Raw genomic sequence first — 18649 nt, 5'->3', positions numbered from 1 at the left:
CCCTCGGCACCACCGGTCAGCCTTTGCCCTTGCCGAGGCCGGCCATCCGGATCGCGCCGCGCAATGACGTCGCCTCGATCAACTTCATCGGCGTCGATTTCGCATCGGTTCCCGGCGGCACGATCGCGGTGGTGAATCCGAGCCGCTCGGCTTCGGCGAGGCGCCGGGCTGTCGCGGTGACCCGGCGCACCTCGCCGGCCAGGCCCACCTCGCCGAGGATCACCCAGCCGGGTTCGATGGCGGTATCGCGCGCGGAACTGGCGATGGCCAGCGCCACCGCCAGATCGGCGGCGGGTTCGACCAATCGCATACCGCCGACGGTCGCGGCATAGATGTCCTGCTTGCCGACATAGAACCCGCAACGGCTCTGCAAGACCGCCAGAATCATCGCGACCCGGTTGTAGTCCAGTCCGCTCACCGCGCGCCGCGGCGCGGGCACCTGGGTGTCCACGGTCAGGCCCTGGACCTCGCCCACCAGCGGGCGCTTACCGTCGAGCGCGACCGTGACCGCGGTACCCGGCACCGAATCGGTGCGGTGGTGCAGGAACAGCCCCGACGGGTCGGCCACCCCGGTGATGCCATCGTCGTGCAGTTCGAAACAGCCAACCTCGTCGGCGCTGCCGAAGCGGTTCTTGATGCCGCGCACCATTCGCAGGGTGGAGTTCTTGTCGCCCTCGAACTGCAACACCACATCCACCAGGTGTTCGAGGGTGCGCGGGCCGGCGACTGCGCCGTCCTTGGTGACGTGCCCGACCAGTAGCACGGCGATTCCACTGGATTTCGCCAGCGAGGTGAGCGCCGCCGTCACCGCGCGCACCTGGGTGACGCCGCCGATCACGCCATCGGTGTCCGGCGCGAGCATGGTCTGCACCGAGTCGACAACCAGCAGCGTCGGGCGCACCTGCTCGACATGTCCGAGCACGATCGACAGATCCGATTCCGCCGCCAGATACACCCGCTCGTGCACCGCCCCGGTGCGGTCGGCCCGCAACCGCACCTGCCCCGCCGACTCCTCGGCGGTCACGTACAGGGCGCGCTCGTCCCGAGCGGCGGCCCACCGATGCGCCACCTCGAGCAACAGCGTCGACTTACCGACCCCCGGCTCGCCCGACAGCAGCACCACCGACCCGGCGACGACGCCACCGCCGAGCACCCGGTCCAGCTCCGCCACACCGGTCGACCGAGCCGCGGTGAGCTGGGAATCGACCTGCGAGATCGGCGAGGCGGCCGTACTCGGCAGCATGGCCCGCCGCCCGGCGGGCGCCGCCACCGAGGGAGCGATCTCCTCCACGGTGCCCCAGGCGCCGCAGTCGGGGCACTTGCCCACCCATTTGGCGACCTCGTGCCCGCACGCGGAGCACTGGAACACCTGCTTACTCTTCGCCACACGCGCACCCTACGCATCCGCACCGACACCGCCGCCCCGCAACGGCGAACGGCCGCCGCATCCGAGGATGCGACGGCCGTTGCGCTGTGGATCGGGGCTCAGTGCCCGCCCTTGGCGCCGCCTTCGCTGGCGCGCGACAGGTCGGACTCGTGGCGCTCGGCCACGGTGCCCGCGTCGACCGGCACCTGCATCTGCACGGTGCCGTTCTCCTTGAAGTCGAAGGTCACGGTGTAGGTGAGACCGGGGGTGATGTCCTTGGTCAGACCGGTGATCTCGATGCGCGCCGGATCGGCCTCGGGGTCCTCGCCCTCGGCGGCGGCCGGAGCAGCGGTGGTGGTGGTCGGCGCGGCGGTGGTGGTCTCGGTGCCGTGCTGCTCGCCGGAGCTGCCGTGCTCGTCGGAGGAACCGTGCTCACCCGCGGCGGCGGTGGCGTCGGCGCCCGCGGCCACGACGGTCTGCTGCGGCTTCAGCTTCAGCGTCGAACCGCCACCGGGGGCGGTGATCTTCACTTCGCCCAGATCGGTGCTGATCTTGGTGAGCTCGTCGGCGGTGGTCTCGCTGGTGTTGACGAACGACAGCGCCAGCACGGCCTTGCCGCCCGTGGCATTGGTGTGCTCGCCGCTGGGCGGGTAGACGATGTGCACGTTGCGCAGCGAGATCTTGCCGACGTCGGCATGGTTGCCGTTGATCGCGGCCACCTGGTCGGCGGTCTGCGAGATCTGGCCGGCGCTGCAGCCGGTCAGGGCGAGCGCCGCGCCGGCCGCGAGGGCGGCAACCATCGCCATGCGACGCCGCGGGGTCGTACCTGCCGCCGGGGCGGTCACAGCTTTCAGGGCAGTCACGGGTTGTCCTCCATGTCGAGCGGGCTCACTCCAACTAGGGACTGTAGTAGTTGGCCGGGAGTACCGGGCGCGCGGGGAGTATGTGTCGGGTCCGGATCGCCTGGGCGCGGAGGCGGGTGCGCCGGGCCGCGCGTAGGTGCGTGCGGTGGTGCGCCCGGCAGCGCGCGTGCGCGAGTTCCGCCTGAAAGCGGAAGCTCGCCCGTCGCGGCGCGCCCGCCCGCGGGGCGCCACGGGCGACGCGCGGAAGCGTTGTCTCGGGGTGATCACGATTCGCGGTTGTGCGCGCGGCTGTGCGCAGTGCTACTGTCCCGCTGGGTTTCCCGGCGCTGGAAGTGCCAGGAGGTAACTCGTTCTGGCGCAACGCAATGCACATCGCGCAGATTCTGTCAAGCCCCGAGGTCGGCCCGTTGTGGCCCTGACCTGCACAGTTGATCGCGCCGTTATCGAGCCGCATGTTAAACTGTGAACATCGAAAGGGGCACGGGACACATGATTTTTAAGGTCGGAGACACCGTCGTTTACCCCCACCACGGAGCGGCGCTGATCGAAGCTATCGAGACTCGCACCATCAAGGGTGAGCAGAAAGAGTATCTGGTCCTGAAGGTCGCCCAGGGTGACCTGACTGTTCGGGTTCCCGCAGAGAATGCGGAATACGTCGGCGTCCGCGACGTCGTCGGGCAGGAAGGTCTCGATCGGGTTTTCCAGGTGCTACGTGCGCCACATACGGAAGAGCCGACCAACTGGTCCCGCCGCTACAAGGCCAACCTGGAGAAACTCGCCTCCGGCGATGTGAACAAGGTGGCCGAGGTCGTCCGCGATCTGTGGCGTCGGGAGCAGGACCGCGGTTTGTCCGCGGGCGAGAAGCGGATGCTGGCGAAGGCCCGGCAGATCCTCGTCGGTGAGCTCGCGCTCGCCGAGGGAACCGACGACGGCAAGGCCGAGACGCTGCTCGACGAGGTTCTCGCAGCGGCTTCCTGACCGTGAACAGCTCTGACGGCCGCGGCCGCGTGGTCGCGTTGGTGCCTGCCGCCGGCCGTGGCGTGCGCTTGGGTGAATCGACACCCAAGGCGTTCGTCGCGGTCGGCGGTACACCTATGCTCAGATCCGCCGTCGATGGGCTGCTCGCCTCGAATGCCGTGGACGAGATAATTGTCATGGTTCCGGCCGAACTGGTGCAGACCGCAGTTGCCCTCCTGCCGTCCTCCGCGCCGGTCCGCGTCGTCGTCGGCGGGGCCGAACGCACCGATTCGGTCCGCGCCGGAATCGCCGCCGCTCCGCAGGCCGCCTACTACCTCGTTCACGACGCCGCCCGCGCGCTCACCCCGCCCGAGCTGATCGCCAGGGTGGCCGCTGAGCTGCGCGCCGGGCATACGGCCGTGGTGCCGGCGCTACCGGTCGTCGACACGGTCAAATCGGTGGACGAGCACGGCATCGTGACCGGGACGCCCGACCGATCGGGCCTTCGCGCCATCCAGACCCCGCAGGGATTCGCGGCCGATTTGCTGCGCGCCGCCTACGCCGCCGACGTCGCCGCCACCGATGACGCCGGGCTGGTCGAACGGCTCGGCCATCCGGTCCGCACGGTGCCGGGCGATCCGCTCGCTTTCAAGATCACCACCCCGCTCGACCTGCGCCTGGCCGAGGCCGTACTTGCCGGCGCCGAACTACCCACGGCGGGGGTCCGATGACCATGCGCGTCGGCATCGGCAGCGATGTCCATCCCATCGAACCCGGCCGCCCGTGCTGGATGGCCGGGCTGCTCTTCGACGGCGATGATGGCTGCGCCGGCCACTCCGACGGTGACGTCGCCGCGCACGCCCTCTGCGACGCCCTGCTCTCGGCCGCGGGGCTCGGCGATGTCGGCGCCGTCTTCGGCACCGGCCGCCCGGAATGGGCGGGCGTCTCCGGCGCCGCCATGCTGAAAGAAGTGCGCCGACTCCTCGACGAGGCCGGATACGACGTGGTCAACGCGGCGGTCCAGGTGATCGGCAATCGCCCAAAGATCGGTCCGCGCCGGGCCGAAGCGCAGCAGGTGCTCGGCGATCTGCTGGGCGCCCCGGTCTCGGTATCGGGCACCACCACCGACGGTCTCGGGCTCACCGGACGCGGTGAAGGCGTCGCCGCCATGGCGACCGCACTGCTGCACTGTCGTTAGTCCAGCCTCGCCGACCGCCCGCCGTACCGGCCGGGACCTGTCGGAACTTCGATACTCCGCCCGCAGCGCAACCCCATATACCAGCTAGGATCGACTGCCGTGACTCTGCGCCTATTCGACACCGAGACGCGGACCATGCGTGATTTCACGCCACTGGTCCCCGGCCATGCCTCGGTGTACCTGTGTGGCGCCACCGTGCAGGGCGAACCCCACATCGGACATGTGCGCAGCGGCGTCGCCTTCGACGTGCTGCGTCGCTGGCTCACCGCCAACGGCCACGATGTCGCGTTCATCCGCAATGTCACCGATATCGACGACAAGATCCTGAACAAGGCCGCCGCCGCGGGCCGTCCGTGGTGGGAGTGGGCCGCGACCCACGAACGCGCCTTCGACGAGGCGTATCGGCAGCTCGGTGTGCTGCCGCCCTCGGCGGAGCCCCGCGCCACCGGCCACATCACCCAGATGGTCGAGCTCATGCAGCGGCTGATCGACCGCGGGCACGCCTATGCCTCGGCGGGCAACGTCTACTTCGATGTGGTCAGCTTCCCCGAGTACGGCGCGCTGTCCGGGCACCGCCTCGATGACGTGCACCAGGGCGAAAGCGCGGGCGAGGGCAAGCGCGATCCGCGCGATTTCACCCTGTGGAAGGCCGCCAAGCCGGGCGAGCCCACCTGGCCGTCGCCGTGGGGGCCCGGCCGTCCCGGCTGGCATCTGGAATGCTCGGCGATGGCCGAGTTCTATCTCGGTTCTTCGTTCGATATCCATTGCGGCGGAATGGATCTGGTCTTCCCGCATCACGAGAACGAGATCGCCCAGTCCAAGGCGGCCGGTGACGGTTTCGCCCAGTACTGGCTGCACAACGGCTGGGTCACCCTCGGCGGCGAGAAGATGGCCAAGTCGCTGGGCAATACGCTCTCGGTGCCGAATGTGCTCAAGCAGGTCAGGGCCGTGGAGCTGCGGTTCTACCTCGGTGGTGCGCACTACCGGTCGATGCTGGAGTACTCCGAGAAGGCCCTGCACGACGCCGCCCAGACCTACCAGCGCATCGAGGCTTTCGTGCAGCGGGTGGTCGAACGCGGCGGTGACGTGCCGGTCGGCAAATGGACCGACGCCTTCGCCGCAGCGCTCGACGAGGATCTCGCGGTGCCGAAGGCGCTGGCCGAGATCCACCACGTGGTGCACGAAGGCAATAAGGCGCTCGACGCCGGTGTGCTGGAGACGGCGCGTGAGCATGCGAGCCAGGTGCGCGGCATGCTGGCCATTCTCGGGGTCGATCCGCTGGATCCGCAGTGGTACACCCCCGGTGATTCCTCCGCCGCGACCGCCGCGCTCGATGTGCTGGTGACCGCCGAACTCGAACGGCGTCAGCAGGCGCGTGCCGACAAGGACTGGGCGACCGCCGATGCGGTGCGCGACCGGTTGCACGCCGCGGGTGTCGAAGTCACCGATACCCCCAACGGCCCGGAATGGTCGCTGGTCACCCCACAGCCAGGAAAGGCCGACTGATGGCAGGCAATTCGCAGCGCCGAGGCGCTGTCCGCAAGGGCGGAACCAAGAAGGGCCAGGTTGTCGGATCCGGCGGCAAGCGCAGGCGCGGGCTCGAGGGCCGGGGCGCGACCCCGCCCGCCGAGGCGCGCAAGTACCATCCGGCGGCCAAGCGCGCCGCGGCGAAAGCCAAAGCGGCGCAAGCGGCTTCGGGTGGCCGCCAGACCCGCACGGCCGGTCGCAAGAGCGATGACGGGCCGGAAATGGTGCTCGGGCGCAACCCGGTCGTCGAATGCCTGCGCGCCGGGGTACCCGCGACCGCGCTGTATGTGGCGGTCGGCACCGAGAACGATGAGCGGCTGACCGAGAGCGTCCGGATCGCCGCCGACACCGGCATTTCCATTCTGGAAGTTCCGCGCACCGATCTGGATCGGCTCAGCGCCAATGGATTGCACCAGGGCCTGGCCCTGCAGGTGCCGCCCTACCGCTACGCCCACCCCGACGATCTGGCCGAACGGGTCCGCGATTCGGGGCAGCCCGCGCTGATCGTGGCGCTGGACAATATCTCCGATCCGCGCAATCTCGGCGCGGTGATCCGCTCGGTCGCCGCCTTCGGCGGTCAGGGTGTGGTGATCCCGCAGCGGCGCAGTGCCAGCGTCACCGCGGTGGCCTGGCGTACCAGCGCCGGTGCCGCGGCCCGGCTGCCCGTCGCCCGGGCCACCAATCTGACTCGCACGCTGAAGGATTTCGCCGCCAAGGGCTATCAGATCGTCGGCCTGGACGCCGGCGGCGACACCACCCTCGACGAGTTCGACGGCACCGCGCCGACGGTGATCGTGGTCGGTTCCGAAGGCAAGGGCCTGTCGCGACTGGTTCGCGAGAGCTGTGACGCGATTCTGAGCATCCCGATGGCGGGTCCGGTGGAGTCGCTCAACGCCTCCGTCGCAGCGGGTGTGGTGCTCGCCGAAGTGGCCCGTCAGCGCCGGGTCTGAGACCGACCGTGCCCGGGCGGACACGCTCGTCCGGGCGCGTGCACGAAACGCCGCGCGGCCGCGACACCCGGTAAAGAACGCGCAAAGGCGCCTTACCCCCGTACAATTCGGCTCGTGGTGATACCCAATCAGCCCATCGGTCAGACGATCGAGCACCCGCGGGCGACCATGGTGCTGGTGCTCGGCGCCGTGAGTTTGATGTGCTGTGGGGTCCTCGGGCCGGTGGCCTGGGCGCTGGGCAAACAGGCGCTCGACCAGATCAACGATTCCCACGGCGCGCTGAGCGGCCGCGCGCAGGTGATGGTCGGCTACATCCTCGGCGTCATCGGCACCATCATGATGATCATCTGGGCGCTGCTGTTCCTGCTCATCCTGCTCGGCGGCAACGCCTAGCCGCGGCCGGAGCGAGGCGCGGGCAAGATCATCGACCCGAGCGGCGCGCGGCGGGCCCTGGCCCACCGCCCGATCCGGTCAGCGCAGGCTCGGCCGTTCCGGTTCGTCGGGGTTATCCCACGCGGGCCATTCCTCGGAGATCGAACCGGACCACTCCGGTTGGCGCCGCTCCCGGAACGCCGTCATCGCCTCGCCACCGTCGATGCTCTTGGCGACGTGCTGATTCAGCTCGGACTCCAGTCGCCCGACCACCGATGGCGCCATATCCATGCTCTCCCACAGCAGCCGCTTGGACAGCGCGGCCGTCAGCGGGGCCGAACCATTGGCGATATCGTGCGCCACCGCCAACGCCGTCGGCAGCACCTCACCGCCCGGCAGGCAGGCATTGGCCAGGCCCATCGCCTTGGCCTCCGCGCCGTCGAAGGTGCGGCCGGTGAGCAGGATGTCGGCGGCATTGGCCAGGCCGGCCAGCCGCGGCAACGTCCAGTGCGCGTAACCGTCGGCGAGGACGCCGCGACGCACCTGGCTCAGCCCGTACACCGCGTCGTCGGCCAGGTAGCGCAGATCGCATTGCAGCGCCAGCGCCAGCCCGATGCCGACGGCGTGCCCGTTGACGGCGGCGATCACCGGTTTGCGCACCCGGAACGGCGGCGGGTCGATGGTGCCGGTCACCTCGCCGACCCGGTCGGACAGATCGGCGCCCGCGCAGAACGCGGGTGGCGTGCCGGTGATGACGACGACGCGGATGGCGTCCTCGATATCGCAGCGCTGCAAGGCCGCGCTGAGTTCGGCGATCATCGCCGGGGTGAAGGCGTTCTGCTGGGCGGGGCGATTCAGGGTGAGGACGGCGATGCCCGCGGAGACATCGACGAGCAGTTCCGAACTCATGTCTTGGATCGTAGACGACCGCGCCCCGCCCGGTGGGCGCTCGGCCGGGGTGCTCAGGGGCGCAGGATCTTGCGGCCGATGGCGTACTTGTGCACCTCGGTCGGGCCGTCGTAGAGCCGGAACGCGCGCATATCGCGGAAGATCATCTCCACCACGGTCTCGTCGCTGATGCCGATGCCGCCGAGCACCTGCACACAGCGATCGGTGACCTTGAACAGTTCCTCGGAGACGAAGGCCTTGGCCACCGAGCTCTCATGCCGTGCCTTCTCGCCCTGATCCATCAGCCAGCAGGCATGCCAGATCGTCAACCGGCACTGGTGCAGCGCGATCTCGTTGTCGGCCAGCATGAACGACACGCCCTGGTGTTCGCCGATGGTCTTGCCGAACGCGGTCCTGGTCTTGGCGTGGTCGACCGCGATGCTGTGCGCCCGCTCGGCCGCCCCCAGCCAGCGCATGCAGTGGGTGAGGCGGGCCGGGGCCAGCCGCAGCTGGGCGTAGCGCAACGCCTGTCCGGCCTCACCGAGCAGCGCGTCCTTGGGCAGGGTCAGCTGGTCGAAGCGCACCACGCCGTGCCCGGCGACGTAGTTGCGGTCCATGGTGTTCATGGTGCGTTCGATGACGATGCCCGGCTGATCGCCGTCGGTGAGGAACAGCGTCGGCCCGGCGGGCAGGTGCGGGTTCTCCGCGAGGCGGGCCATGATGATCCAGGTCTTGGCGCCGTTCGCACCGGTGATCAGCCATTTGCGGCCGTTGATGGTGAAGTTCTCGCCGTCGAAGGTGGCGGTGGTGGCCAGCTGGTTCGGGTCCGAGCCCGCGCCGCCGGGTTCGGTCATGGCGAACACCGAACGCTGCTGGCCGTTGATCACCGGCATCAGGTAGCGCTCGGTCTGCTCCGGGTTCGCGATCTTGGACAGCAGGAACATATTGCCCTCGTCGGGGGCGGCGCAGTTCATCGCGATGGGGCCGAGGGTGGACCAGCCCGCCGCCTCGTAGAGCACCGCCTGCTCGACGTGAGTGAGCCCGCGCCCGCCGAGTGCCTCGGGAGCCTGGATGGTCAGCAGCTTCTCCGCGCGGGCCAATTCGACCAGTTCCTGCCGCAGCTCATCGGTCGGGCCGTGCGCGGTGAGCCGTGGATCCCGCTCGAACGGCACGATCTTGTCGATGACGAACCGGCGGATCCGATCGCGTTCGGCGGCGAGGTCGGCGGGAATGCTGAAGTCGATCATCAGTGGTCACCATTCGGTCGGCGGCAGATGCGATGAGCATACGAAACGGCGGCACCCAGACTGAAGGCGGGCGCCATCAAATGGGGGATGGACCGGGCTGTCAGTGGCTGTCGGCGTTCTGTCGGTGCGCTGTCAGCGGCGGCGGGCAACGTCATCGGCACAGCGGGCGAGGCACCAGACCTCGAGCCGCGAGCCGCAGCCAACGAAAGGGATCGACAATGTCCGACCACGCGTTCTCCACAGCCGTCGCCACCATCGCGGAGCAGTTCGGCATGCCCGGTGTGAGCGCCGGGGTATGGGTCAACGGCACCGAGATCTTCGCCGCGTACGGCGTCACCAGCCTCGACAACCCGCTGCCGGTCGACGAGCACACCCTGTTCCAACTGGGTTCGGTGAGCAAGACCCTGACCGCGACCACGCTCATGCGCCTGGTCGCCGACGGCAAGGTCGAACTCGACGCGCCGCTGCGCCGCTACCTGCCGGAACTCACCGTCGCCGAGGATTCGGCCGCGGCCCGCATCACCGTGGCCCAGGTGCTCAACCACACCGCGGGCCTGGATTGGAATCATCTGATCGAGCCGGGTGAGGGCGACGACGCGCTGGCCGTATTCACCGCCGCCATGGCCGAGCTGCCGCTGATCGGGGAGCCGGGGGAGCGGTCCTCGTACAGCCAGGGTGGGTACAACATGCTCGGCCGGGTGATCGAGCAGGTCACCGGCCAGAGCTACGAACAGGCCGTCACCGAACTGGTGCTTGCTCCACTCGGTATGACGAACAGTGTGCTCAGCACCGGTGAGGCGATGCTGCGCCGATTCGCCGTCGGCCACGAATTCGACGCCGACGGCGCGCTCGCCGTCGTCTCGCGGTGGAAGCCCGGCCGGGCCAACAACCCGGGCGGCGGGTTGGCGGCCCCGGCGGTCGACCTGTTGCGATGGGCGCGCTTCCACCTCGGCGACGGCCGGGCCGCGGACGGCACCGTGATCGTGCCCGAGCAGGTGTTGCGCTCGATGCGCCGACCGACCGTCACCCTGCGCGGCACCTCGCTCGGTGACGCCATGGGGATCTGCTGGTTCCTGCGCGAGGTCGACGGTGTGCAGACCGCCGGGCACGGCGGTTCCGGGTTCGGGCAGTTCTCCGAACTCTTGCTGGTCCCGGAACGCAATTTCGCGCTGGTCGTGATGAGCAATGCGAACCCCGACGGCATCCCGTGCAATCGCGCGATCATGCGCTGGGCGCTCGAGCACTACCTCGGCATCATCGACCGCGATCCGGAGCCGCTGCCCTATGACGGCGAGCGCGCCGCCGAGGTCGTGGGCCATTACGAGAGCGAGGCGATGACCTTCGACATCACCACCGACGGCGCCGGCCTGACCCTCGAGGTGCTGATCAAGCCGGAATTGCGCGCGGCGTCGGAGGAGGAGATGCCTGCCGACCATGAGCCGTTCCCGTTCGGCCTGCTGCCCGGCGACGAGTACATCGTGACGGCGGGGGCGTTCGAGGGTCAGCGCGGGTATTTCAGCAGGGACGCCGACGGTGCGGTGATCGGTGTCGACCTCGCGGGACGGTTGTTCGGCCGCGTCTCGTAGAGGGTCGCCGGAGAGCCCGGTCCGCTGTGCGGGCCGGGCTGATCGGCGTCGAAGGGTTGCCCGCATACTGCGCGGGCCTTCGTTCCAGCGATATCCACGCCGCATTCGGCCGGAGCCGACGCGCGATGCGCTGAAGGCCCGCGCCGGCGTCTGGAATGCTGAGCGCGTGCGTATCGCAGTACTCGGCCCCCTCACCGCACACACCGATGACGGGGAGCCGATCGCTATTGGTGGTCTGCGGTTGCGCATGCTGTTGGCGCGGTTGGCGCTGGAGGGTGGGCGCACGGTGTCCGTCGATGGCCTGATCGACGGACTGTGGGGCGCCGAGCCGCCGGTCGATGCGGCGGGTGCGTTGCAGGCGTTGGTCTCCCGGTTGCGCAGGGCCATGCCGGATCCGGGGGTGGTCGAGTTGGCGGCGGGTGGATACCGGTTGCGCGTGCGGGCCGAGGACGTCGATGCGTTCCGCTTCGAGGAATCGCTCGGCCGGGGCAGGCGCGAACTGGCGACGGGCAAACCCGAGGCCGCCGCCGACACGCTGGCCGCCGCGCTCGCACTGTGGCGCGGTCCGGCCCTGGCCGACCTGTCCGCCGCACCGTTCGCCGAGCTCGCCGCGAGCAGGCTGCACGAGCTGCGCGCCGCCGCCGAGGAGGAACACTTCGACGCGCAGTTGCGGGCAGGCAGGGTAGGCGAGATTCTCGCCGATCTCGAATCCGCCGGTGCGCGAAGGCCATTGAGTGAACGGCTGGCCGCCTTGCGGATCCGCGCCTTGGCCGCGAGTGGGCGGCAATCCGACGCGCTGGCGGTCTACGAGCGGACTCGGGAATCGCTCGCCGCGGAATTGGGTGTCGATCCTTCGGCCGAATTGCAGCAGACCCATCTGGCGCTGCTGCGCGGTGAATTACCCAGGCCTGTCACCGGATCGGGGCGCGCGGCGAGCCGGATGCCGTTGCGGCTCACCAGCTTTGTCGGCCGGGACCGAGACCTGGAACGGCTCGCGCTGCGCCTGGCCGATGCCCGGCTGATCACGCTGGTCGGGCCGGGCGGTGCGGGCAAGACCCGGCTGGCGGTCGAGGGAGTGGCGCGACACCGCGCGGGCGAACGCGGTCGGGTGTGGTTCGTGTCGCTGGCCGGTGCCGCCGACGCCGATCAGGTGATCGAGGCGCTGCTCGGCGCGCTCGGACCCCATGAGGTGCGCCCGCCCGAGGGCGGCCCGTCCACGCCGACGGCGCGGGTGATCGCATCGCTCGACGTGGGCGAAGCGATTGTGGTGCTGGACAATTGCGAACACGTGCTCGACGCCGTCGCCGAGCTCGTCGACCGGCTGCTGGCCGCCCTGCCGGATCTGCGGATCGTCGCCACCAGCCGCGAAGCACTCGCCCTCACCGGTGAATCGCTGCTCTATCTCGGGCCGCTGGGTGTGCCGGGAGACGCGGTGGACGTGCTGGATCCCGCCGCGCTGGCTGCGGTGCCGTCGGTGCGGCTGTTCGTCGATCGCGCTGTCGCGGTGCGCAGCGAATTCGCCCTGGATGCGACCACCGCCGGTGCGGTCGCCGAGATCTGTCGCCGCCTCGACGGGCTCCCGCTGGCCCTGGAGCTGGCGGCCGCCACCTTGCGCTCGATGAATATCCAGCAGCTCGCGCATCGTCTCGACGACCGGTTCCGCGTGCTCGAAGCGGGCAGCCGGACCGCGCTGCCGCATCAGCGCACCCTACTCGCGCTGGTGGAGTGGAGCTGGGAATTGCTGAGCGAACCCGAGCGAATCCTGGCCCGCAGGCTGGCCGTGTTCCCCGGCGGTGCCACGCTGGCGGCGTTGGAGGCGGTATGCGCCGACGCGCGGTTGCCTGCTGCGAAGATCTTCGGCACCGTGCGTGCGCTCGTGGAGAAGTCGATGGTGCAGCTGTCCGATGACAGCGATCCGCGCTATCGCATGCTGGAGACGATCCGCGCGTACGCGATCGAGCAGTTCGACCGCTCCGGCGACGATATCGCCGACGCGTTCGTCGCGTACCACCTCGAACTGGCCGCAACGCACGAACCCGTGCTCCGCTCCCGCGGTCAGCTCGAAGCCATCGCCCGCTTCGACGCCGAGCACGACAACCTGCTCGCGGCGCTACGCAACGCTCTCGACGGCGCCGATGCCGAGCGGGCGGCCGATTTCGTCGCAGTGATGTTCTGGTACTGGGGAATTCGCGGGATGAGCACCCATTTCGATTCCCATCTGGAAAGGCTGCGGCAGCGAGAACCGGAACTGCCCGAGCGCACCGCTGCCGCATTCGCGCTGATCCGGCTGTTCGCGGGCACCCCGGTCCACCGCGACCTGCCGGTCCTGGACCTGATCGCGAAAGCCGAAGCGGCCGGAGCACTCGAGTTCCATCCCGCGGTGCTGCTGCTCGCGCCGCGGTTGGCGTACGCGGCGGGCGACCCGGCCCTCGGTGACCGGCTGCTGGCGCGGGCTTCGTCCGCGCCGGATCCATGGGTGCGCGCGAATGCCCATTCGGCCCGGGCAGAACTTCATCCGGACCGGCGTACGGTCCAGGCCGGCGATGTTCATGGCCACGTGCGCGACGGGCTCACCGCTGCCGAGTCACGCGCGGCGGCGCTGGCGGAATTCGCATCGGTCGGTGACCGCTGGGGCCTGGGCATGGCCCTGCTCGCCATCGGCCAGGAGCATTCCCTGCGCGGACGCAGCGCCGAGGCCATCTCCGCCTTCGAACGCGGTGTGGCGCTGAGCGCGGAACTGAATGCCGCCGACCTCTTCCACTGCCGGGCCGCCCTCATCACCGAACGCATGCGCTCCGGCGATCTACCCGGCGCCTGGCGCGATCTCGAGGTGGCCCGCAGGCAGGCCGATGAGCTGGGCGACCGCCGCGCCGCGGCCGAAATCCTGTTCAGCGTCGCGGAATGGCATCGCCGCTGCGGTGATCCGGCCGCCGCCGACGCCGCTGTGGATCGCCTGGCGCCCCTGACCGATCGCCTCCAGCTCCCCACAGCCGTCGCGGCAGGCCTTGTGGCCCGAGCCCGCATGGCCAACCGGCTCGTGGCCGGCGACGCGGCCGGCGCCCGGGGCTTCTGGTCGCAGGCCCTGTCGGCCTGCCTGGCTTGGGGAACCACCGCCGCCGCAGCCGAGGCCGCCGAACTACTCGCGCACTTGCGCGCCGCCGAGAACGCGCCCGAATCCGCCGCCACCGCGCTCGGCATGAGCGAATCCATCCGAGGCGCATTCGACGCGGGCGAGCCCCTCCTGGCCACCCTCATCGCCGGCTTGATCGCCGAACTCGGCGAGAGCGCCTTCCACCAGGCCTACCGGCGAGGCGCCGAGATGTCGCGCGATGAAGCCGCCGCGCAATTGGGTTGACGCGATCCGGGCAGGCCGAATTCTGCCCGGCGCACCCGGCAGCTCGATCACGCATGACGCGGCGGCCCCCGGGCTCCCGGGCCGGCAGCGATTGACACCGGCCGGCCCACGTTCCGCGCACAGACCGGCGCCCGGCCGACGAGCGCCGCTCAGATCGCCGAACGCGCCCTGGGCAGCTTCGGTGGCGGGCGCGGAAGCGGCAGCTCCGGCGGCGGGTGCCGATCACTCGGCAGACGATGGAGGCGCCGGTTCGAGTACCGATACCGCTCGGTCCTGCGCTCGGCTGCGTGCCTGCTCGATCTCGTTGATGTGGTTCTCCGTCCATCGACGCAGCGCCGTGATGGGTTCGGCCAGGCTGCGCCCGAGCGGCGTGAGGTCGTACTCGACTCGGGGCGGGATGGTGGGGTGGACGGTGCGCGTGATGAAACCGTCGCCTTCGAGGCTGCGCAGGGTCTGGGTGAGCATCTTCTGGGAGACGCCCTCGATGCGTCGGCTCAGGTCGGTGTAGCGCATGGTGCCCTCGAGGAGGGCGTCCACGACGAGGATCGTCCACTTGCCTGCGATGTGATCCAGCACCTGGCGGGTGGGGCATTTCGCCGAGAAGACGTCGGCCGGCAGCCCGGAGGACTCCACAATGGTCTCCATGAAAGGAGAGTAACGCACCAATTAGTGCCCTCTTCCCAATGGCGAGTCACTCTCCAATAGTGAGTGGCATGCACACCATGTCTGTTGCCGAAGCCATCCGCACCCGCCGTACCGTTCGCCACTACCGTCCCGAGGCAGTCCCCGCGGCCGCGCTCGACGCACTCCTCGCTCTCGCGATCGAGGCACCCACCAGCTGGAATCTCCAGGACCGGTCCATCGTCGCCGTCACCAGTGCCGAAGGCCGGGCCGGCCTGACCTGGGCCACCGGTGGTCAACCACAGCCACAGGAGGCCCCGCTCATGCTGGTCTTCGTCGCCGAGCCGCTGTCCTGGCGCGAGGACCACAGCGACGTCTATGAGCAGGCTCGCCGCAATGGAGCGTGGAACGACGAGTTCGTCACGATGTTCTCCGCGGCATCGCAAGCCTTCCAGGCCGACCTCGAGGAGCGTGGCCTGCTGCGCGAGTACGCGATCAAGGACGCGATGATCGCGGCCAGCTATGTGATGCTCGCGGCGACGGAGATGGGATTCGCCACGTCACCGATGAACGGCTGGGACGAGGCCGCGGTGAAGAAGGTGATCGGCATCGACGACCGTGACGATCTGGCCATCGCCCTGCTGATGTCCATCGGTTATCCGGCGGAGGAGCGGCGCCATCCTGGCCGTCGGGCTCGGGAACGCAATGTGTTCCACGAGTCGTACGGATCGCCGGGCGACCACCGGCGCTGACGAGCCCTCAGGCCGCCCTGGCGGCTCGGCGTCGCCGGGTGCCCACCAGTCGGGCCACCAGGTAGATCAGGAACGACAGTCCCGTCACGAAGGTGGACACCGGGACGCCGGGCGCCAGCGAGAGCAGGATGCCGCCGACGGCCGCGATTTCGGCGAACACCACCGTCAGCAGGGTGGCGCGAGCCGGACTCGCGGTGAGTTGCGCGGCGGCGGCCGCTGGAGTGATCAGCAGGGCCAGAACCAGCAGCGCCCCGACGATCTGGACGCCGAAGGCCGCCGTGATGCCGAGTAGCACCGCGAACACGATCGACAGCGCACGCACCGGCACTCCGCGCGCCACCGCGACTTCGGGGTCGGAGCTGGCGAACAGCAAGGGCCGGTAGACGAACGCCAGGACAGCGAGCACGCCGACGGTGCAGAACGCGAGCAGCCCGAGCCCGCTGTTGCCGACACTGACCACCTGCCCGGTCAGCAGCGAGAACTTCGAACCGGCACGGTCGGGGCCCAGCCAGAGGAACAGCACCGAGAGCCCGAGGCCGAACGAGAGCACCACCGCGATCACCGAATCACGTTCGCGCGCTTTCGTTCCCAATACCCCGAACAGCACGGCCGCCACCACTGACCCGGCGATGGCGCCGAGCCCGACACCGATACCGGCCAGCAGCGCCGCCGCCGCACCGGTCAGCGACAGCTCGCTGGTGCCGTGCACGGCGAACGACATCTGCCTGCTGATGATCAACGGCCCGATCACCCCGGCCAGCAGTCCGAGCAGCGCGGCGGCGATCACCGCCTGCTGCACGAAGTCGTAGGACAGCAGATGCGCGGTGGTGGAGAAGTCGAACATCTTCGCCAGCACGTCGGCGAGCTTGTCGTTCACGCACGCGCCTCACTATCGCGCGGGGCCGGGTGCGGCGTGCCGGGATCGCCGTGGCAGTGCGCGCCCGCGGCGCCGAGCGCGTCCATGGTGTCGCCGGTACCGACGACCACCAGCCTGCCGCGCACCCGCAGCACATCCACCTCGGTCTGATACAGCTCGGACAGCACCTCGGAGGTCATCACCTCGTCCGGGGTGCCGATCCGGAACTTGCCGTCCACCAGGTAGAGCACCCGGTCCACCAGCGGCAGGATCGGGTTGATCTCGTGGGTCACGAACAGCACGGCGGTGTCGTGGGTGCGGCGGCGCCGGTCGATCAGCTCCGACACCAGCCGCTGGTTCGCCAGGTCCAGGCTCAGCAGCGGTTCGTCGCACAGCAATACGCGCGGATCGCCGACCAGGGCCTGCGCCACTCGCAGCCGCTGCTGCTCGCCGCCGGACATGCTCTCCAACGGCGCGTCCGCGAACGCCTGCGCGCCCACATCGGCCACGGCCGCGGCGACCTTGCGCTTACGTTCGCGGCGCGTGCGCCAGCCCAACCCCCACCGATGCCCGTCCACCCCGAGCCCGACCAGATCGGTGCCACGCAACTGCACCCCGGCATCGATGGTCTTCTGCTGCGGGATGTAGCCGATATCCGGATGCCCTGCCCGCGCGGGAACCCCGGCGATCTCGGCGCTGCCGGAGCTCAAGCCGAGTTGTCCGAGCAGCACTTTCAGCAGCGAGGTCTTACCCGATCCGTTCGGCCCGAGGATCGCGATGAATTCGCCGGGCGCCACCTCCAGATCGAGCCCCTGCCACAGTGTCCGATCGCCGAACGACAGCCGTGCCGAATCGAGCTTGATCGCCGGCGTGGCCGGGGCGGTGCGTTCCGGCGGTGCGGCCACGGGCGCGGACCGGTCGACCGGCGCCGTGGTCCCGCCCGGTACCGCGGTCTCGACCGGCGAACCGGCCACTTCCGGTTCGCCGGTGTCCACCAGCTCGGCCCGCTCGACCCGACGTTCGGCGCGCATATCAGTCCAGTGCCGAGGCGATGGCGCGGGCGTTGTCGGTCTGCCAGGTGACGTAGTCGACCCCGGCGGGCAGCGTTTCGGTCACCTCGATCACCGGGATACCGGCCGCCTCGGCCTGGGCGCGTAGTTCCTTGCTGGTGTTGTCCTCGGTCTGCACGTTGTAGACCATGGCGCGCACCTGCTTGCCGGTGATCAGATCGCGAGTGGCGGCGACGGCGGCCGGGGCCGGATCGGTTTCCTGCTCGATCGCTTCCTGGTACTCGTGTGGTGTCACGTCCTTGGCGCCGGCGTCGAGCAGCAGGTAGTGCGCGAGCGGTTCGGTCTGCACGATCGGGGCGCCGGGGTCCGACGTGCGCGCCGGCGTGGTGTAGGAACGCACGCCGTTGAGGCTGTCCTTGAAGGCTGCCGCGCGGTCGGTGTATCCGGAGGCATGGTCGGGGTCGATCTCCCCGAGGGCATTCGCGATCTGGTCGGCGACCACCGCGACGGTGTCGATGTCGTACCAGACGTGCTCGTTCTCGTCGTCGCGGATGTCCTCGGCGCGCGAGGCGAAGGCGTCGACGGTGCGCTTGCCGGTGCCCTCGATGGCCTTCTCGATGAATTCGTCGTAGCCGCCGCCGTTGTAGACCACCAGATCGGCGTCGGTGATCGCGGCCGATTCGATGGCCGAGGTCTCATGCGAGTGCGGGTCGGCGGCGGGGTCGGTGATGATCGATTCGACTTCGGCGTCGGGCCCGGCGACGGTAGCCGCGATATTGCCCCAGACATTGGTCGAGGCGACCACCGACGGCTTACCCGACGCGTCGTCGGAGCCGGTGCCGCAGGCCGTGAGGCTCAGCGCGGTCGCCAGACCCACCGCGACGGTTGCGAAGGTGGTGGCAGATCTGGTTCTCACGCGGGCTCCCGGAAAGCTTAATGGAAATCGTTTCCGTTTTACTTTATCAGGGCGTTTCTGCGGATACGAACCGAATCCGTGTGATCTGTGTTCCCCGGACGCGGATCGCGCTGCCGGATCAGGACTGGGAGCTGGTGCACGCCATGGTCTCGGCGGTGCAGCGGCGCTGGCACGAGCCCGACCAC

General features: G+C 69.6%; 17 protein-coding genes. 9 read left to right on the top strand and 8 right to left on the bottom strand.

Going from position 1 to position 18649, the window contains the following annotated elements; genetic code table 11:
• Positions 1–16: 16 nt before the first annotated feature.
• On the bottom strand, positions 17–1387 hold the full coding sequence (gene radA / locus GV790_RS13050) for a DNA repair protein RadA (RefSeq protein ID WP_163813621.1): 1371 nt from the start codon (positions 1385–1387) through the stop codon (positions 17–19).
• Between the two features lie 98 nt (positions 1388–1485).
• Positions 1486–2229 carry a hypothetical protein gene (locus tag GV790_RS13045; protein ID WP_416381995.1) on the bottom strand — a complete coding sequence of 248 codons (744 nt, stop codon included), beginning with the start codon at positions 2227–2229 and terminating at the stop codon, positions 1486–1488.
• Positions 2230–2718: 489 nt separating this feature from the next.
• On the opposite strand from GV790_RS13045, the gene carD reads away from it, so the two are divergent.
• The 6 genes from carD (at position 2719) to GV790_RS13015 (ending at position 7254) form a co-directional block, all read left to right on the top strand.
• Positions 2719–3207: an RNA polymerase-binding transcription factor CarD gene (gene carD / locus GV790_RS13040; RefSeq protein ID WP_011206964.1), complete on the top strand. Its 489-nt coding sequence runs from the start codon at positions 2719–2721 to the stop codon at positions 3205–3207.
• A 2-nt stretch (positions 3208–3209) separates the two neighbouring features.
• The gene (gene ispD / locus GV790_RS13035) at positions 3210–3917 is read left to right on the top strand and encodes a 2-C-methyl-D-erythritol 4-phosphate cytidylyltransferase (RefSeq protein ID WP_163813620.1); all 708 of its coding nucleotides are present in this window, start codon (positions 3210–3212) and stop codon (positions 3915–3917) included.
• 2 nt (positions 3918–3919) lie between these two features.
• Positions 3920–4384, top strand: coding sequence for a 2-C-methyl-D-erythritol 2,4-cyclodiphosphate synthase (ispF, locus tag GV790_RS13030; RefSeq protein ID WP_036532498.1), 465 nt, complete (start codon positions 3920–3922; stop codon positions 4382–4384).
• Positions 4385–4483: 99 nt separating this feature from the next.
• Positions 4484–5890, top strand: coding sequence for a cysteine--tRNA ligase (gene cysS / locus GV790_RS13025; RefSeq protein ID WP_163813619.1), 1407 nt, complete (start codon positions 4484–4486; stop codon positions 5888–5890).
• Positions 5890–6861 (top strand): 23S rRNA (guanosine(2251)-2'-O)-methyltransferase RlmB, encoded by a 972-nt coding sequence (gene rlmB / locus GV790_RS13020; protein ID WP_163813618.1) that lies wholly within the window; start codon positions 5890–5892, stop codon positions 6859–6861. Before cysS ends, rlmB begins: the two co-directional genes overlap by 1 nt.
• Before the next feature lie 114 nt (positions 6862–6975).
• Positions 6976–7254, top strand: coding sequence for a DUF4190 domain-containing protein (locus GV790_RS13015; RefSeq protein ID WP_163813617.1), 279 nt, complete (start codon positions 6976–6978; stop codon positions 7252–7254).
• A gap of 78 nt (positions 7255–7332) precedes the next feature.
• On the opposite strand, the gene GV790_RS13010 is transcribed toward GV790_RS13015, so the two are convergent.
• Both GV790_RS13010 and GV790_RS13005 read right to left on the bottom strand, forming a co-directional pair.
• The gene (locus GV790_RS13010; RefSeq protein ID WP_163813616.1) at positions 7333–8142 is read right to left on the bottom strand and encodes an enoyl-CoA hydratase/isomerase family protein; all 810 of its coding nucleotides are present in this window, start codon (positions 8140–8142) and stop codon (positions 7333–7335) included.
• A 53-nt stretch (positions 8143–8195) separates the two neighbouring features.
• Positions 8196–9368 (bottom strand): acyl-CoA dehydrogenase family protein, encoded by a 1173-nt coding sequence (locus tag GV790_RS13005; RefSeq protein ID WP_163813615.1) that lies wholly within the window; start codon positions 9366–9368, stop codon positions 8196–8198.
• 218 nt (positions 9369–9586) lie between these two features.
• Here GV790_RS13005 and GV790_RS13000 point away from each other — a divergent pair, with 218 nt between their 5' ends.
• Together GV790_RS13000 and GV790_RS12995 are read left to right on the top strand one after the other, a co-directional pair.
• Positions 9587–10954: a serine hydrolase domain-containing protein gene (locus tag GV790_RS13000; RefSeq protein WP_163813614.1), complete on the top strand. Its 1368-nt coding sequence runs from the start codon at positions 9587–9589 to the stop codon at positions 10952–10954.
• A gap of 166 nt (positions 10955–11120) precedes the next feature.
• Positions 11121–14309: an AfsR/SARP family transcriptional regulator gene (locus GV790_RS12995; protein ID WP_163813613.1), complete on the top strand. Its 3189-nt coding sequence runs from the start codon at positions 11121–11123 to the stop codon at positions 14307–14309.
• A 222-nt stretch (positions 14310–14531) separates the two neighbouring features.
• On the opposite strand, the gene GV790_RS12990 is transcribed toward GV790_RS12995, so the two are convergent.
• Positions 14532–14954 (bottom strand): winged helix-turn-helix transcriptional regulator, encoded by a 423-nt coding sequence (locus GV790_RS12990; RefSeq protein ID WP_163813612.1) that lies wholly within the window; start codon positions 14952–14954, stop codon positions 14532–14534.
• Positions 14955–15022: 68 nt separating this feature from the next.
• Here GV790_RS12990 and GV790_RS12985 point away from each other — a divergent pair, with 68 nt between their 5' ends.
• Complete coding sequence (locus GV790_RS12985; protein ID WP_228815232.1) at positions 15023–15682, top strand: nitroreductase family protein; 660 nt, start codon at positions 15023–15025, stop codon at positions 15680–15682.
• 7 nt (positions 15683–15689) lie between these two features.
• Here GV790_RS12985 and GV790_RS12980 read toward each other — a convergent pair whose 3' ends face one another.
• The 3 genes from GV790_RS12980 to GV790_RS12970 are packed head-to-tail and all read right to left on the bottom strand — an operon-like array spanning position 15690 to position 18464.
• Entirely contained in the window at positions 15690–16526 is an 837-nt protein-coding gene (locus GV790_RS12980; protein ID WP_178127857.1) for a metal ABC transporter permease, read from the bottom strand.
• A gap of 29 nt (positions 16527–16555) precedes the next feature.
• Positions 16556–17569, bottom strand: coding sequence for a metal ABC transporter ATP-binding protein (locus GV790_RS12975; RefSeq protein ID WP_228815234.1), 1014 nt, complete (start codon positions 17567–17569; stop codon positions 16556–16558).
• A 1-nt stretch (position 17570) separates the two neighbouring features.
• Positions 17571–18464, bottom strand: coding sequence for a metal ABC transporter solute-binding protein, Zn/Mn family (locus tag GV790_RS12970; RefSeq protein WP_280213794.1), 894 nt, complete (start codon positions 18462–18464; stop codon positions 17571–17573).
• Between the last annotated feature and the right edge of the window lie 185 nt (positions 18465–18649).

The sequence above is a fragment of the Nocardia cyriacigeorgica genome, from assembly GCF_010858045.1.
In the GTDB taxonomy this organism is placed as follows: Bacteria; Actinomycetota; Actinomycetes; order Mycobacteriales; family Mycobacteriaceae; genus Nocardia; species Nocardia cyriacigeorgica_E.
Note: the sequence above shows the minus strand (reverse complement) of the source record. Positions and strands in the feature narration are given on the sequence as shown.

Excerpts from the sequence above, each read along its gene's own strand:
- GV790_RS12980 (WP_178127857.1), bottom strand. The coding sequence starts at position 16,526 with ATGTTCGACTTCTCCACCACCGCGCATCTGCTGTCCTACGACTTCGTG.
- GV790_RS13010 (WP_163813616.1), bottom strand. The coding sequence starts at position 8,142 with ATGAGTTCGGAACTGCTCGTCGATGTCTCCGCGGGCATCGCCGTCCTC.
- GV790_RS12990 (WP_163813612.1), bottom strand. The coding sequence starts at position 14,954 with ATGGAGACCATTGTGGAGTCCTCCGGGCTGCCGGCCGACGTCTTCTCG.
- GV790_RS13000 (WP_163813614.1), top strand. The coding sequence starts at position 9,587 with ATGTCCGACCACGCGTTCTCCACAGCCGTCGCCACCATCGCGGAGCAG.
- GV790_RS12985 (WP_228815232.1), top strand. The coding sequence starts at position 15,023 with ATGCACACCATGTCTGTTGCCGAAGCCATCCGCACCCGCCGTACCGTT.
- GV790_RS12975 (WP_228815234.1), bottom strand. The coding sequence starts at position 17,569 with ATGCGCGCCGAACGTCGGGTCGAGCGGGCCGAGCTGGTGGACACCGGC.
- ispF (WP_036532498.1), top strand. The coding sequence starts at position 3,920 with ATGCGCGTCGGCATCGGCAGCGATGTCCATCCCATCGAACCCGGCCGC.
- GV790_RS13005 (WP_163813615.1), bottom strand. The coding sequence starts at position 9,368 with ATGATCGACTTCAGCATTCCCGCCGACCTCGCCGCCGAACGCGATCGG.
- carD (WP_011206964.1), top strand. The coding sequence starts at position 2,719 with ATGATTTTTAAGGTCGGAGACACCGTCGTTTACCCCCACCACGGAGCG.
- rlmB (WP_163813618.1), top strand. The coding sequence starts at position 5,890 with ATGGCAGGCAATTCGCAGCGCCGAGGCGCTGTCCGCAAGGGCGGAACC.